Source organism: Xanthomonas sp. 3498, from assembly GCF_014199795.1.
GTDB lineage: Bacteria > Pseudomonadota > Gammaproteobacteria > Xanthomonadales > Xanthomonadaceae > Xanthomonas_A > Xanthomonas_A rydalmerensis.
This window is the reverse complement of sequence record NZ_JACHOH010000001.1, coordinates 625,398-641,154: the sequence shown is the minus strand read 5'-3', so window position 1 is coordinate 641,154 and position 15,757 is coordinate 625,398. Positions and strand designations below refer to the sequence as shown.

The following is a 15,757-nucleotide window of genomic DNA, read 5'->3' as shown; positions in this document are numbered from 1 at the left end:
GACCTGCCGCCAGATTCGGCAAAGACTGCGCGCCGGTTTACGTCAAGCAGGTGCTCGGATGCGGCAATCTTTCCTGGTCGATCATGGACAACAACTGGTGCTGGACGCCGACGACGCGCCCGCGGGTCCCGCCTGTCTGGGCGCGGCGCGCCTAGCCAGCGTGCAGGCGTCGGGCAACGCCTTCACGGTCTGGCTGCAGTTGCGCGGCAGCGCCTGGATCGAGGCCAAGGAGGGGCGGTTCGTGCTGCGCCGCGGCCAGTGGCTGGCCTTCGAACGCGATTCGCGACCGCTGTTGCAGACCGACCGCGATGGGCTGTGCATCGGCCTGAGCCTGGACGGCGAGGCGCTGAAGGCTTTGGGCCGGATGGCCGACGAGACCTTGTATGCGGGGCGCGGCGAGTTGTCCTTGCGCGAGACGCGCACCGCCCTGCGCCTGTGGCGGCAGGCGGCGGCGCGGCCCGGCGATGCGTTGGCGATGCGGCCGGTACTGCTGCACCTGGCTTCCATGCAGGGCGAGTTGTCGCGCCGCGTGCAACGCTGTCCCGGGCGCTCGCGGATGCGCAAGCGCCAGGTGTTCGGGCGCATGCAGCGCGCGCGGCTGTACCTGGACGGCCATCGCGACCGCGTGGTGCGGATCAGCGAACTGGCCGAGCTGACCAACTTCTCCGGTTGGTATCTGTCCAAGACGTTCCAGAGTCTGTACGAGGAAAGTCCGCAGGCGCTGTCGGCGCGCCTGCGCCTGGAGCGCGCGGCGGACCTGCTGCGCGACACCACGATGATGATCGGTGAGGTGGCCGCCGCCAGCGGATTCGACAACTGCTGCAGCTTCGCGCGGGCATTCCGCGCGCGCTTCGGTGTCTCCGCCTCGCAATATCGCCATGGCAGGGCGGTGCCGCCAGGATCGGCAAAGTCTGCGGGCGACAGCGGCAAAGCAGCCGCGCTCACCGGAACGTAACGTGCCCAGGGCGTCTTAACACGCCCCTAACGTTACCCTGGAGAGATTGATGAACCTTCGCACTTCCGCAGTGCGGCTGGGCTTGCTGCCCGCCAGCATCGCGATCGCGTTGACGCCGGCAATTGCCGGCGCGCAAGAAGCCGCCGCCTCGTCCACCACCACGCTGGACCGGATCGAAATCACCGGTTCGCGCATCCGCAGCGCCGACGTCGAGACCCAGCAGCCGATCCTGACCCTGGACCGCCAGGCGCTGGAGCGCCAGGGCTATACCTCGGTCGCCGACGTGCTGCAGAACCTGACCTCGGCCGGCTCCCCGGCCATCTCGCGCGCCGACGCGCTGGCGTCCGGCGAAAACGTCGGTGGCTACTACGTCGACCTGCGCAACCTCGGTGCCGAGCGCACCCTGGTGCTGCTGAACGGCAAGCGCCTGGGCGCGACCACCGCCGGCCTGCAGGATCTGAGCCAGGTCCCGATGGCGGCGATCGAGCGCATCGAAGTGCTGAAGGACGGCGCCTCGTCGATCTACGGTTCCGACGCGATCGCCGGCGTGGTCAACATCATCACCCGCAAGCGCTTCGACGGCGCGGAAGTCTCGGCCGAGTTCGGCCAGTTCGGCGAAGGTGACGGCAAGACCTCGCAGTACTCCTTCACCATCGGCACGCAGGGCGAGCGCGGTGGCGTGGCGCTGACTGCCGAGTACTCCAAGCAGGATCCGGTGTTCGCCAAGAACCGTTGGTTCAGTCGCGATGGCAGCCGTGGCCCGAACTCCACGCCGAGCGGCTGGAGCCCGATCAGCCAGAACGGCAGCTGGTGCAACCCGCTGGCCGTGGATTGCTCGGATCCGGAAGTCGCGGTGTGGCAGACGCTGAACCAGGGCGGCAACCCGAACAACCCGGCTGACTACCATCCGCTGACCCCTGCCGAGTATTCCAACTCCAACCAGCAGATGATGGTGCAGACCGGCATCGAGCGTAAGTCGGTGTTCGCCAACGCGAACTACGATTTGACCGATTCCATCGTCTTCAACGCCGACGTGCTCTACAACGAGCGCACCACCGATCAGCAGATCGCCGGCTATCCGTACCAGTCCGCCGCGTTCGGCACGCCGCTGGCCGGCGACAGCGCGTTCAACCCGATCGGCCAGGACATCGACTTCCGCCGCCGCCTGTGGGAAGTGCCGCGCACCACCGAGAGCAAGCTGAAGACCACGCGCTTCGCGCCGACCATCAGCGGCTCCTTCGAGTTCGCCGACAAGACCTGGGACTGGGACGTCGGTGCGCTATGGAACCGCAACGAGAGCACCAAGACCGGTCACGGCGACATGAGCCTGATCGCCTCGCGCCAGGCGCTGGGCTCGTCCTTCATCAACGCCAGCGGCGTCGCCCAGTGCGGCACCGCCGCCGCGCCGGTGCCGCTGAGCGCCTGCCGTCCGTGGAACCCGCTGCTGCCGTACGGCGTGGCAGGCCCGGGCTCGCTGGCCGATGCGGACACCCAGACCTTCCTGTTCCCGGATTTCACCGATACCGGCTTGACCAAGACCACCAGCTACACCGCCAACCTGAGCGGCACGCTGGCGACGCTGCCGGCGGGCGACCTCGGCATCGCGGTCGGCTACGAGCACCGCAAGGAAGAAGGCCGCTTCGCGCCGGACGCCTTCGCGCAGTCGGGTGAGAGCACCGGCCTGGGCGCCAAGACCACCGCCGGCAACTACGATCTGGATGAGTTCTACCTCGAGTTGAACGTGCCGATCCTGGCCGACATGGCGTTCGCCAAGCAGCTGACCCTGAACCTGGCCAGCCGCTATTCGGATTACAGCAACTTCGGCGACACGGTGAACTCCAAGTTCGGCTTCACCTGGAAGCCGATCGACGAACTGCTGGTCCGCGGCACCTACGCCGAGGGCTTCCGCGCGCCGACCATCAGCGATCTGTACGGCGGCCTGAACAGCAGCTTCGAGTCGTACGTCGATCCGTGCGGCGTGGGCGCGCCGAACAGCGTCAACGGCAATGCGGCGTGTTCTGCGGCCGGTGTGCCGGTCGGCTACACCCAGGTGGGCCAGGGCTATGTGCCGTGTTCGACCCTTCCTTGCCAGACCCCGGACGAGTTCATCAGCGGCTCCAACCCGAACCTGAAGCCGGAAACCTCCACCAGCAAGACCGCCGGTCTGGTGTGGAGCCCGCGTTGGGTGCAGGGCCTGGACATCTCGCTGGATTGGTACCGCTACGAGATCAAGGACATGATCATCGCCGATAGCGTCGACCGCATCCTGCGCGACTGCTATGTGCTGGGCAATGCCGAGCGCTGCGCCGGCGTGACCCGTGCCGCCGACGGCCACATCTCGGCGATGACCTACGGCGTGGCCAACCTCGGCCAGATGGAGACCGAAGGCTACGATCTGGGCATCCGCTATCGTCTGCCGGAAATGGCGTTCGGCAAGATCATGATCGACTGGCAGACCAGCTACGTCAGCAAGTACGACGAAGCCGGCCAGAACCAGGCGGGTGACAACATCACGATCGGCCGCGTTGGCGAGCCGGGCATCTTCCGCGTGCGTTCCAACCTGGGCGTGAACTGGACGATGGGCGACTTCGGTGTGAACTACACCCTGCGCTACTACTCCGGCATGAAGGAAAGCTGCATCTCGCGTGCCGCGGACTACTGCGATGCGCCGGACCACTTCGCCAACGGCGAAGCCGATCCGCTGCGTCACACCGGCTCAAACACCTTCCACGACCTGCAGGTCAACTGGAAGGCGCCGTGGGACGCGACGATCGCCATCGGTGCGAACAACGTGTTCGATCACCGCGGTCCGCTGATGTACTCGGCCCCGGACAGCAGCTTCGCCTACTACGGCGGCTTCGACATCGGTCGCTACGTGTACATGAAGTACACCCAGCGCTTCTGATCCAGCTGTACTGCGTAAAACGAAGACGGGCCGCAAGGCCCGTCTTTTTTTGTGCCTTATGTCGATTGGAGCGTGGCTGTGGGTTGTGCAAGCCCTGGAACCGTCAGCCCAGCCAATTGGTTGCGGCCGATGCGGCGGCGACGCAGCGAGAGGACTGTGGATCGCTGTATGCAAGGCGCCCCGGTTAGCATCGGGCGAAGGTGAGCGGCCGTGCCGGCATGCGCCGGGCATCCGCTGCCCTGCGGCAGAGGTTGATCTTAAGAAGGGGCACAAGAGCCGCCCCGGCATCCGTCGCCGGGCGCTCGTCGTAGGAGCGGCTCAGCCGCGACCTGGCATGGCGTAGGCGTGGCCGTTCGGGCGCCCACCGGCATGTCCTGTGGCGAGGGCGGCCACCGGCAGCCACAGCGGCACCATGCCGAGGCGCCGTGATCCGAGAGCGCTCGGCGCAGTGGCGGAAACGATGTGACGCCGCCGCACGGCGCCTGCCAGGGTCTGCGCACGCGGCAACGGGCCGCGTGCACCACGATGGGCTTACGCCGAAGTCAGCCCCATCAGATTCTCGGCGTGCTCGCGCCAGGTCGGCAGCTTGTTGAGCATGCCGGTCTTGGCCAGGTACTCCTCGTCGATCTCCGAGCCGCTGGCCAGCGCCATCGCCACGTGCACCGCACCGGTGACCCAGAAGCTGCGGGTGCTGGAGCGCTGCGGCTGGCGATGGAAGGCTACCGCCTCGATGATCGGCATCGGCAGGCCCCACAGGCCGAGCAGGTAGGCACCGGCTTCGGCGTGGCCCGGCCGGGTGTCGTCGGCGTCGGTGGGCGGCTCGCGCTCGTCGCGCACGCCCGGCAGCAGCAGGCCGATGTCGGCCAGCAGCGCCGCGGTCGAACCCAGCTCGACGCTGGAGGTCGGCAGCATCTTCGCGGCCAGCTTGGACGCCAGCAGCGAGCGCTGCTGCAGCGCGTTGCGCTCGGCGTTGGACAGCGCCTGCACCGAGAACACTTCGCTGGCCAGGACCAGGTCGCGCAGGGTGGCGGTGCCCAGGCGGGTCACGGCGGTGCGCAGGTCGGAAATGGTGCGGCCATTGGAGAAGAACGCCGAATTGCACAACTGCAGCACCTTGGCCGCGATCGCCGGATCGGCCGAGACCAGCTTGGCCAGGTCGGCGGCGTTGCTGCCTTCGTCCTGCTCCAGGGCGTGCATCAGGCTCAGGTACAGATGCGGCGGCGAGGGTAGCTTCTCGATGCGGCCGATGCTGGAACGCAGGCGCGGGTTGCCCAGCAGTTCCTGCAGTTCCTCCAGGCTGGTGACCGCCTCCAGCAGCATTTCCGGGGACAGCGGCAGCGGCAGGAACCGATGCGCCACGCCGATGATCCGCGCCGGCGGCGCGCGGTTGCTCTGTTCGGCTTCGATCAGCGCGATGCGGATGGTTTCCGGGCTCAGGGTGCGGATCTGGCCGAGCAGGGTGGCCGTGGTCAGGTCCGGCAGCGTCGGCGCGGCGATCACCGCATCCAGGCGCACCGTGGCCGCCGCAGCGATGGCGGCATTGCCGTCAGCGACGCTCTGGACCTGCCAGTCCTCGCCAAGATCGCGAATGTATTCAGTGACTTCGGACGGAAGACTGGCTTCGTCGCCGACGAACAGGATGCGCAAGAGACTGTCCCCCAAGAAGAGCCGGGTCGCGGACGGACCCGGCTCGGTGATGCCATGGCGCAATGTACCGCAAACCCCGAAGGACGGCGCCCGGCAACGCCAAAAACGTGAAACGGATCAGCCGTGGCGGGGGCAGTGCCCCGCCACGGCGGCGCGGCTCAGGCGCCGGCTTCGTAACGGGCCACGGACTCGCGCAGGATGCGCTTGGCTTCCTCGGCGTTGCCCCAGCCGTCGAGCTTGACCCACTTGCCCTTTTCCAGGTCCTTGTAGTGCTCGAAGAAGTGGCCGATGCGCTCCATCCAGTGGCCCGAGACCTGGGCGATGTCCTCGATGTGGCCGTAGCCTTCGAACACCTTGGCCACCGGCACCGCCAGGATCTTCTCGTCGCTGCCGGCCTCGTCGCTCATCTTCAGCACGCCGACCGGGCGACAGCGCACCACGCAGCCGGGCACCAGCGGCAGCGGCAGCACCACCAGCACGTCGGCCGGGTCGCCGTCGCCGCACAGGGTGTTGGGCACGTAGCCGTAGTTGCAGGGATAGCGCATCGGGGTGGAGAGGATGCGGTCGACGAAGATGGCGCCGCTGGCCTTGTCCACTTCGTACTTGACCGGCTCCGAATCCTTGGGGATTTCGATGACGACGTTGATTTCTTCCGGCAGGTTCTTGCCGGAGGTGACCAGTTCCAGACCCATGCGCTAGCTCCAGTGGAGTGGCTTCTAAAGAGGCAGGCATTCTAGTCGCTTGGCTGTTGCAATGCAGCGCATGGCGGTTCGGAGGATTCCTACAGCGGTTTCGGGCTCCATACCTGCCCGCATGGGGCGCATTCCGATAGTGCCGGTATCGGGCGGCGGCGATCCTGTGGTCACTGTCCCCCAAGGAGCAAGGCGATGAACGGAATCCGGCGATCAATGCTGCCGCTGCTGGCGGTGCTGGTCCTGGCCTGCGGCGCTGCGCAGGCGCAACAGGTGCAACCGACGTACGTGGATGCGATGGACTATCCCGCCCCCGGCGAGGGCTGGGAGGCGTTCGCCGACCTGGAGCGGCGGCTGGCGCACGACTTCGACCAGCTCTGCGGCGACACCTTCTGCGAAGGCGACTACAGCGACTACCGGCCGCTGCGCTATCGCTGTTCGGTACGCCAGCGCGACGGGGTGATCGGGGAGTGCATCTGGAGCTTCGGCGCCAGCGAGGCCAGCGTCGATCCGGACAGCGGCCGGGTCGTGGTCGATGCGCGGCTGTGGCACTGCCGTACGCCGTTGCAGCCGCAGACCCGGCTGCACGCACTGTACGCGTCGCTGTCGGGCGAGCGGCCGCTGTTCGCGCCGCTGCCGCACAGCGAACGCAGCATCAACGATGGGCTGATCGACTGCCTGTAGCGGCGGAAACTGCGCAGTGGGAGCCGGTATGTCGCCGGCGCCCACTGCGCGTGTGGCTACAGCAGCGGCACCAGCAGCAGCGCGACGATGTTGATGATCTTGATCAGCGGGTTGATCGCCGGGCCGGCGGTGTCCTTGTACGGGTCGCCGACGGTGTCGCCGGTCACCGCGGCCTTGTGCGCCTCGCTGCCCTTGCCGCCGAAATGGCCGTCCTCGATGTACTTCTTGGCGTTGTCCCAGGCGCCGCCGCCGGTGGTCATGGAAATGGCCACGAACAGGCCGGTGACGATGGTGCCAATCAGCAGGCCGCCGAGCGCGCGCGGGCCCAGCAACAGGCCGACCACGATCGGCACCGCCACCGGCAGCAGCGAAGGCACGATCATTTCGCGGATCGCCGAGCGGGTCAGCATGTCCACCGCGCGGTCGTACTGCGGCTTGCCGGTGCCCTGCATGATCCCGGGGATCTCGCGGAACTGCCGCCGCACTTCCTCCACCACCGCGCCGGCGGCGCGGCCCACCGCTTCCATCGCCATCGCGCCGAACAGGTAGGGGATCAGGCCGCCGATCAGCAGGCCGATGATCACCGTGTGGTCGGACAGGTCGAAGGCGAAGGTTTCGGTGGGGTGCGCGGCGCGCAGGTTGTGGGTGTAGTCGGCGAACAGCACCAGCGCCGCCAGCGCCGCCGAGCCGATCGCATAGCCCTTGGTCACCGCCTTGGTGGTGTTGCCGACCGCGTCCAGCGGGTCGGTGACCGCGCGTACCTCCGGCGGCAGCTCCGCCATTTCGGCGATGCCGCCGGCGTTGTCGGTGATCGGGCCGTACGCATCCAGTGCCACGATCATGCCGGCCATCGACAGCATCGCGGTGGCGGCGATGGCGATGCCGTACAGGCCCGACAGTGCGAACGCGCCCCAGATCGCCGCACACACCGCGATCACCGGCAGCGCGGTGGACTTCATCGAGATGCCCAGGCCGGCGATGATGTTGGTGCCGTGGCCGGTGGTGCTGGCCGAGGCCACGTGCTGCACCGGCTTGTACTGGGTGCCGGTGTAGTACTCGGTGATCCAGACGATCAGGCCGGTCAGCACCAGCCCGATCAGCGCGCAGCCGTAGAGCTTGCCGGCGCCGGCGGCGGTGTCGCCCATCAGTTGCTGGGTCACCGGCCAGAACGCCAGCGCCGCCAGTACCGCCGAGACCACCACGCCCTTGTACAGCGCGCCCATGATCGAGCCGCCCGGGCGCACGCGTACGAAGAAGGTGCCGACGATCGAGGCGACGATCGACACCCCGCCCAGCACCAGCGGATACAGCACCGCGTTGCGCCCGGCCTCGGCGGCCATCAGCCCGCCCAGCAGCATCGTGGCGATCACAGTGACCGCGTAGGTCTCGAACAGGTCGGCGGCCATTCCGGCGCAGTCGCCGACGTTGTCGCCCACATTGTCGGCGATCACCGCCGGGTTGCGCGGGTCGTCCTCGGGGATGCCGGCCTCGACCTTGCCGACCAGGTCCGCGCCGACGTCGGCGCCCTTGGTGAAGATGCCGCCGCCCAGGCGCGCGAAGATCGAGATCAGCGAACTGCCGAAGGCCAGGCCGACCAGCGCATGCAGGCTGTCGCCCACGCTGTGTCCAAGCCATTGCAGCAGGCCGTAGTAGCCGGCCACGCCGATCAGGCCCAGCCCCACCACCAGCATGCCGGTGATCGCGCCGCCGCGGAACGCCACCGCCATCGCCGGCGCCAGCCCGCGCCGCGCCGCCTCGGCGGTGCGCACGTTGGCGCGCACCGACAGGTTCATGCCGATGTAGCCGGCGACCCCCGACAGCACCGCGCCGATCGCAAAGCCGCCAGCGGTGTACCAACTCAGGAATATCCCGACCAGCACCAGCAGGACCACGCCGGCGATGGCGATGGTCAGGTATTGGCGGTTGAGGTAGGCGCGGGCGCCTTCCTGGATCGCATCGGCGATCTGCCGCATGCGTTCGTTGCCGGCGGGCTGCGCCAGGATCCAGCGCGTGGAGACGATGCCGTAGAGCACCGCCAGAGCCGCGCACGCCAGTGCCACGGTGACTGCATATCGTTCCAGCATGACCCCTCCCAAGGATGTGGATGGCGCCCAAGCGCTGGACATACCGTGGGATCACACCGGAGGAGCTGAAGCATGCAACGACTCCGCGGCCACAACGCGCGCCGCTGGTGCGTATCGCAATGTCGACTGGCCTGAACGCGGCGAGTATGCGCCTGACTCCGTGATGCCGCCAGCGACCAGGCAGGGCGTCGCACTTTGGCGTCCGGTTCAGTCTGCGCGTGGCAGCGTGGCGCATCGCTTCCCAGGAGCCATCCGATGCACTCGACGATTTCCCGGCGGCCGTGCGGCCGCGCCTCGATCCTGGCCCTCACCCTGTGCGCGCTGGCGCCGCTGGCCGCCGCAGCCGCCGACCCGACCCCGGAACTGCAGCGCCCGGCCAGTGCGCCGCAGGCGGTGGGCGTGGTGCACACCATCCGCCAGATCCCCGAGGCCTGCGTGCGCTTCGAGGGCCAGTACACCGGCGATGCGGCGCAGCCCTACCGCTTCTCCGCGGTGCGCAGCAGTCCCACCTGCCAGCCGCGCGCCAAGCTGGTCGAGTTCGATCAGGCCAAGCCCAGCGAGGCCACCGGCTGGAAGTTCAACGATCTGATCCGCGTGCCCAGCGCGGCCTGTCCTTCGCAGCAGGCAGTGGTGCGGGTCTGGCGCAAGCCGGTCGCGCTGAACACCGAGCGCGATGGTCAGGGCCAGTCGCGGATCTATCTGGAAGAGGCCAAGCAGCAGGCGGCCGCCGGCAAGGTCCCGCAGGTCCCGGAGTTCACTGCGCAGATGACGCTGGAAGGCAATGCCTGCCGTTGAGCCGGATGCGTAGCGACATTCCTTGCGGAATCAGCCGCTGCGGATGCCGCGTTGCCGATGCGGGGCAGTGACATCGGCTGGTCGGGCGAGTTTCCCTGACCGGCTTGATCGCTTGCACGCTCGGTCGCCATCATCGGCGCCGTTAGCGGCGTCGCCGAACGTAGGTGTCTCAGCCGCTGATGCATGTTGCCGTGGGCCGTCTCTGGGTTTCATCGAACGTATGCAGCATGCAGTTGCATGCAGACTGATCGAGTCGGTTCGGATCCTGTTTGCCGCCGGCGCAGCCATTCGTCGGCGACCTCGCCCCTGTTCTTGGGCGCGCCGTCCTCGATCCACGCCATGAAGACATGATCGAACCTGACGTTGGCCACGCATGCGCCAGGAAGCGGCGCATGGCCTGCGTCGTGCGATAGCTGTCGTCCACCGGCGTTGCGCGGGTGATCGGGCCGTTGTGCCAATCGAAGCGCATTCTGCTGCCTTCTCGGTTCCTGCCGATCGTGTGCGCCGTTTTCGCTCTTGCCTTCCGCGAGGTTCCCCGCAATAGTGACGAACGCGCCAGAAGCCTGAGCATCCATTATGCGGTTTCAATCGATCGTCGGCAGCCTGCTCCTGATGACGGCGTCAGCCGCGAGTATGGCCGCGATGCCTTCCGCGGCGGCCTCGCCGGCGGCGGATGAGGCCGATGAAGCGAAGCGTGTTCAAGCCGCCAACGACCAATCCGTGCAGGATGCCATGCATGGCCGCTATCTGGATGCCTCGTTCGGCCTGCTGGCGCATCTTGGTGTCGCATCGGCGACCGACATCAAGGATGCGGACGTGTTCGACCAATGGGCGCAGGTGATGTCGTGCATGACCGGCATGCCGACGTTCAATCCGGCCAAGACGGCGGACTTCCACGTGCCCAAGGAACAACTCGCCGACCTGCGTGGCGCGCACGGCGTTTCCGCGCTTGCGGAGATCGTCCGCCGCGCGCGCCGGACCAGCATCGTGATCCTCGACGAGAACCATCTCGATCCGCGCGGCCGCGCGTTCGCGCTGGAGGTCGCGCGCGCCTTGCGTCCGCTCGGCTACACGACGCTGGCGGTGGAGGCGTTGAAGCGCGATGCCGACGATGCCGTGTCGCGCGAGAAGATGGCGGCGCTCTCGAAAGACGGCTATGTGCGGCAGCCGAGCGGCTATTACCTGCACGATCCGGTCTTCGCCGATTTCCTGCGCCAGTCGCTTGCGCTGGGCTACCGCCCGGTGTCGTACGAAACCACGCGCACGGAGTATGCCGACGATCCCGGCCAGGCGCAGGCGCAGCGGGAACAGGACCAGGCCGACAATCTGGTCCGGCGCGCGCTCGAGCAAGCTCCCGCCGGCGGCAAGATCCTGATCTATGCCGGCGAACACCATGTCGCGGAACGGCCGATCGCGGCCGAGGGCGGAAAGGTCGAGATGATGGCGCAGCGGCTCAAGCGCGCCACGGGAATCGACCCGTTGACCATCGACCAGGCGGGCTTGTCGCCGATCCCGATGAATCGGCCCGATGCCGACCTGTATGCCATCGCCGAGCCCAAGACCCATGGCCGATCCGTGGTGCTGATGCGGCACGGCAAGCCGCTGACGGTAGGCCTGCTCGCGGGTTCGGTCGATCTGCAGGTGGTGCACCCGCGCACGACGCTCGTCGCCGGGCGTCCGCAATGGTTGGAGGGCATGGGCCGCAGGCCGAGTCCGATCCCGCAGGCGTTGTTGCCGACGGCCGGCACGCGCCTGGTCCAGGCCTTCGTCGAGCGCGAGGGCGACGACGCGATCGCGGTGGACCAGGCGCTGGTCGCGCCGGGCACCGCCGCCCCTGCGTTGATGCTGCCGTCGGTGCCGGTTCGCTATGCCATCCAGGAACGCGACGCGCGCTAGAGCTGACGCCACGATGGGAATGGACCCGCTGCATCCGCGTTAACCGGCGCCAGGCAGTCGCCAGGACGCGCGGCACGGGCGCCCAGAACGGCATGGCGGGGACGGCAAACGCGATGAAGCGAAGCCGCGGCGTTCGTCAACGGGTTCGCTGGCGGTGGCGCCATCCTCCATGCACCACGCGCGCCTCGGCTTGCGCCGCTGCGCCGCAATGGCCGGCGTGCGCAGGCCGGGTCACCCCTCCCAGGCCGGCAGCTTCTTCTTCACCGCCACGTTCTTCAGCGCCACGTACTTGGGCAGGCCATCGCTGCCGTACGGCAGCGGCGCTTCGCCGCGGATCAGCGGCTGCAGGTAGCGGCGCGCCTTCTCGGTGATGCCGAAGCCGTCCTTGCGCAGGAAACCGGCGGGCATCTTCTTTTCGTGGTTGGCGACCTTGGCCAGCGGCGCGGCCTCGATCTTCCAGCGGTACGGCGCGTCGCTGCTGCGTACGATCGCCGGCATCACCGCGTTCATGCCCTTCAGCGCGAACTGCACCGCGGCCTTGCCGACCGCCTGCGCCTGCTCCCAGTCGGTACGCGAGGCGATGTGGCGGGCTGAACGTTGCAGGTAGTCGGGCAGGGTCCAGTGCACCTTGTAGCCGAGTTCGGCCTTGACCTTGCCGGCCAGGTACGCGGCCACGCCGCCGAGCTGGCTGTGGCCGAAGGCGTCGGTGCCGCCGCCGGCATCGGCGACGAAGCGCCCGTCGGCGGTCTGGATGCCTTCGCTGGCCACCACCACGCACCAGCCGACCTTGTCCACCACCTTGCGCACCTGCGCCAGGAAGGCGGCTTCGTCGTAGGCGCGTTCGGGGAACAGGATGATCTGCGGCGCGTCGTCCGGCGACTGCGCGGCCAGTCCGGCGGCGGCGGCCAGCCAGCCGGCATGGCGGCCCATGGCTTCGTAGACAAATACCTTGGTCGAGGTCTCGGCCATCGCCGCCACGTCCAGCGCCGCCTCGCGCACCGACACCGCGGTGTACTTGGCGGCCGAGCCGAAGCCCGGGCAGGTGTCGGTGACCGCCAGGTCGTTGTCGATGGTCTTGGGCACGCCGATGCAGTGCAGCGGATAACCGAACGCCTGCGCCAGCTGCGAGACCTTCCACGCGGTGTCGGCCGAATCGTTGCCGCCGTTGTAGAGGAAGTAGCGCACGTCGTGCGCCTGCAGCACCTGCAGCAGGCGCTCGTACTTGGCGCGGTCGGCCTCCAGCGACTTGAGCTTGTAGCGGCACGAGCCGAACGCGCCGCCGGGGGTGTGGGCCAGTGCGGCGATCGCCGCCGCCGATTCCTTGGAGGTGTCGATCAGGTCCTCGCGCAGCGCGCCGAGGATGCCGTTGCGCGCGGCCAGCACCTTGACCTTGCGCGCCCGCGCTTCGCCGATGACGGCGGCGGCGCTGGCGTTGATGACGGCGGTGACGCCGCCGGACTGGGCGTACAGCAGGGTGCCTTGGGCCATGGTCGGGACTCGCTCCTGGGGTGGGGACATTGCCGGGACATTGCCTGGATGCGGTAAGCTGGGGATCTTGCGGCGCAGCGCAGGCGTGGCCCCCGAGTCTAACGCCGCCGGCCGCGCACGGTACTTTCCTCGAGGAGTCAGGTTGATGCGATTGGTGCTGTTGGGACCGCCCGGATCGGGCAAGGGCACGCAGGCGGCCCGCCTGAAGGACAAGCTGCAGATTCCACACATCTCCACCGGCGATCTGCTGCGCGCCGAAGTCGCCGCCGGCACTCCGCTGGGCGTGCAGGCCAAGGAAGTGATGGCGCGCGGCGATCTGGTCTCCGACGACATCCTGCTGGGCATGCTCGAATCGCGCCTCGGCCGCGACGACGTGCGCAACGGTTTCATCCTCGACGGCTACCCGCGCAACCTGGCCCAGGCCGGCGCGCTGGACGAACTGTTGGCCAAGCTCGGCCAGCCACTGGACGCGGTGGTGCAACTGGACGTGGCCAACGAGCTGCTGGTCGAGCGCATCGCCGGTCGCGCCAAGGCCGAAGGCCGCGAGGACGACAACCCCGAGTCGGTGCGCAAGCGCCTGCAGGTCTACACCGATTCGACCGCGCCGGTGATCGGCTTCTACGACAAGCGCGGCACGCTGGCGCGGGTGGACGGCGTCGGCTCGCAGGACGACGTGCTCGCCCGCATCCTGGCGGCGATCGGCCGCTGAGGCCACCTGGCACGCCGGCGCCCGCAGCGGGCGCCGGCCGTGCAGACGGTGCAGGGCATTGCCCGATCCACTGACGTGCGGCGCACGCCTTGCGCAGCAAAGCGACAGGCACGGCGCGCAACATCCACGCCACACACGGTGCGGGGCGGGGATCCGGAAGAAGGTGCCAGCGAACGGGCTTGCTCAGGGCCCCACGACATGAGCTCCCTTGGGGATGGTCTCTTGGGGAGTAGAACCACAGGGTGTCGAGGCTGGCCCGTTCATTTTCAGCGTCCGCTCCCGACTTGCCTATCGGGAACTTTCCCCAGCCGATGTGGGGGATTCCCTACTTGACTGCGCAGCGGCGAGCCAACTCCGCGCCGCCCAATGCAGCGCCTCCCACGGCCAGGGGCCGGCTGCGCCGCCGGTTTGCGTGCGTCGGGGGATCGGCGACAATCGGACCATGAGCAAGATCCATATTCTCGGCATCGCCGGTACGTTCATGGGCGGTGTCGCCGCGCTGGCGCGCGAACTCGGCCATACGGTCGAGGGCAGCGACCAGGCGATCTACCCGCCGATGTCCACGCAGCTGGAACACCTGGGCATCGCGCTGAAGCAAGGCTACCTGCCCGAGCACATCGCCGCGGACTGCGACCAGGTGATCGTCGGCAACGCGCTGTCGCGCGGCAATGCCGCGGTGGAGGCGGTGCTCGATGCCGGGCGCGCCTACACCTCCGGCGCGCAGTGGCTGAGCGAGCAGGTGCTGCCGGGGCGCGACACCCTGGCGGTGGCCGGCACCCACGGCAAGACAACCACCACCAGCATTCTGACCTGGTTGCTGCAGGCGGCCGGGCGCGAACCGGGCTTCCTGATCGGCGGCGTGGCCGAGGACTTCGGCGTCTCCGCGCGGCTGGGGCAGAGGGCTAGGGCTGCAGAACCCTCATCCGGCGCTTCGCGCCACCTTCTCCCGGGGGGAGAAGGACATCAGGAGCCGGCCCTGACGGACCGGCCGCTGTTTGTGGTCGAGGCCGACGAGTACGACACCGCGTTCTTCGACAAGCGCAGCAAGTTCGTGCACTACCGGCCGCTGGTGGCGATCCTCAACAACCTCGAGTACGACCACGCCGACATCTTCCCCGACGTCGCCGCGATCCAGCGCCAGTTCCACCATCTGGTGCGGACCGTGCCGCGCCGCGGCCGGCTGATCGTCAACGGCGAGGATGCGCATCTGCGCGAGGTGCTGGCGATGGGCTGCTGGACCCCGGTCGAGCGCTTCGGCTTCGATCCGGCCTTCGAGTGGAGCGCGCGCCTGCTCGCCGCCGACGGCAGCCGCTTCGCGGTGCTGCAGCAGGGCCGCGAACTGGGCGAGGTGGAGTGGCCGCTGCTCGGCCGCCACAACGTGATGAACGCGCTGGCCGCCCTCGCCGCGGCGCACGCGGTGGGCGTGGCGCCGGCGCAGGTGATGCCGGCGCTGGCGCGCTTCCGCAGCGTCAAGCGGCGCCTGGAGGTGCTCGGCCAGGCGCAGGGCATCACCGTGTACGACGACTTCGCCCATCATCCCACCGCCATCCGCACCACGCTCGAAGGCCTGCGCGCCAAGGTCGGCGCGGCGCGCATCGTGGTGGCGATGGAGCCGCGCAGCAATTCGATGCGGCTGGGCGCGCATGCCCAGGCGCTGGCGCCATCGCTGGACGCCGCCGACGCGGTGGTGTTCTTGCAGCGGCCGGAGCTGGCCTGGGATGCCGGCAAGGTGATCGCCGCGGTGCGCGGCGACGCCTGTGCGGCGGCCGACGTGGACGCCTTGCTGGCGGCGCTGCAGGCGCAGGCGCGCGCCGGCGACCATGTGGTGTTCATGTCCAACGGCGGTTTCGACGGCGCACCGCGGCGCTTCCTGGCGGCGCTGCAATGAGTCTCGCCGCGCAC

General features: G+C 68.5%; 11 protein-coding genes and 1 pseudogene. 7 read left to right on the top strand and 5 right to left on the bottom strand.

Annotated features, from left to right (window positions below; translation table 11 throughout):
• Positions 1 to 58: 58 nt before the first annotated feature.
• Positions 59 to 955 carry a helix-turn-helix transcriptional regulator gene (locus tag GGR66_RS02600; protein ID WP_160965304.1) on the top strand — a complete coding sequence of 299 codons (897 nt, stop codon included), beginning with the start codon at positions 59 to 61 and terminating at the stop codon, positions 953 to 955.
• A gap of 49 nt (positions 956 to 1,004) precedes the next feature.
• Positions 1,005 to 3,860: a TonB-dependent receptor gene (locus tag GGR66_RS02595; protein ID WP_184447098.1), complete on the top strand. Its 2,856-nt coding sequence runs from the start codon at positions 1,005 to 1,007 to the stop codon at positions 3,858 to 3,860.
• A gap of 531 nt (positions 3,861 to 4,391) precedes the next feature.
• On the opposite strand, the gene GGR66_RS02590 is transcribed toward GGR66_RS02595, so the two are convergent.
• Positions 4,392 to 5,507 (bottom strand): HDOD domain-containing protein, encoded by a 1,116-nt coding sequence (locus GGR66_RS02590; protein WP_184447097.1) that lies wholly within the window; start codon positions 5,505 to 5,507, stop codon positions 4,392 to 4,394.
• 158 nt (positions 5,508 to 5,665) lie between these two features.
• Entirely contained in the window at positions 5,666 to 6,199 is a 534-nt protein-coding gene (gene ppa / locus GGR66_RS02585) for an inorganic diphosphatase (protein ID WP_160965310.1), read from the bottom strand.
• A 195-nt stretch (positions 6,200 to 6,394) separates the two neighbouring features.
• Here ppa and GGR66_RS02580 point away from each other — a divergent pair, with 195 nt between their 5' ends.
• Positions 6,395 to 6,883: a hypothetical protein gene (locus tag GGR66_RS02580; protein ID WP_184447096.1), complete on the top strand. Its 489-nt coding sequence runs from the start codon at positions 6,395 to 6,397 to the stop codon at positions 6,881 to 6,883.
• Positions 6,884 to 6,939: 56 nt separating this feature from the next.
• Here GGR66_RS02580 and GGR66_RS02575 read toward each other — a convergent pair whose 3' ends face one another.
• Positions 6,940 to 8,967, bottom strand: coding sequence for a sodium-translocating pyrophosphatase (locus tag GGR66_RS02575; RefSeq protein ID WP_160965314.1), 2,028 nt, complete (start codon positions 8,965 to 8,967; stop codon positions 6,940 to 6,942).
• Positions 8,968 to 9,222: 255 nt separating this feature from the next.
• Between GGR66_RS02575 and GGR66_RS02570 the strand changes: the two genes are divergently transcribed.
• Entirely contained in the window at positions 9,223 to 9,762 is a 540-nt protein-coding gene (locus GGR66_RS02570; RefSeq protein ID WP_237475246.1) for a hypothetical protein, read from the top strand.
• A 209-nt stretch (positions 9,763 to 9,971) separates the two neighbouring features.
• On the opposite strand, the pseudogene GGR66_RS02565 reads toward GGR66_RS02570, so the two are convergent.
• A pseudogene (locus GGR66_RS02565) lies at positions 9,972 to 10,231 on the bottom strand (DUF6434 domain-containing protein).
• Positions 10,232 to 10,338: 107 nt separating this feature from the next.
• Between GGR66_RS02565 and GGR66_RS02560 the strand changes: the two are divergent.
• Positions 10,339 to 11,658, top strand: a complete 1,320-nt coding sequence (locus GGR66_RS02560; protein WP_184447095.1) for a hypothetical protein — start codon at positions 10,339 to 10,341, stop codon at positions 11,656 to 11,658.
• 231 nt (positions 11,659 to 11,889) lie between these two features.
• Here GGR66_RS02560 and GGR66_RS02555 read toward each other — a convergent pair whose 3' ends face one another.
• A complete protein-coding gene (locus tag GGR66_RS02555) occupies positions 11,890 to 13,146 on the bottom strand; it encodes a 6-phosphofructokinase (protein ID WP_160965318.1) in 1,257 nt (418 codons plus the stop codon).
• A 145-nt stretch (positions 13,147 to 13,291) separates the two neighbouring features.
• Here GGR66_RS02555 and GGR66_RS02550 point away from each other — a divergent pair, with 145 nt between their 5' ends.
• Together GGR66_RS02550 and mpl are read left to right on the top strand one after the other, a co-directional pair.
• The gene (locus GGR66_RS02550) at positions 13,292 to 13,855 is read left to right on the top strand and encodes an adenylate kinase (RefSeq protein ID WP_160965320.1); all 564 of its coding nucleotides are present in this window, start codon (positions 13,292 to 13,294) and stop codon (positions 13,853 to 13,855) included.
• A gap of 442 nt (positions 13,856 to 14,297) precedes the next feature.
• On the top strand, positions 14,298 to 15,743 hold the full coding sequence (gene mpl / locus GGR66_RS02545) for a UDP-N-acetylmuramate:L-alanyl-gamma-D-glutamyl-meso-diaminopimelate ligase (protein WP_184447094.1): 1,446 nt from the start codon (positions 14,298 to 14,300) through the stop codon (positions 15,741 to 15,743).
• Positions 15,744 to 15,757 lie beyond the last annotated feature (14 nt).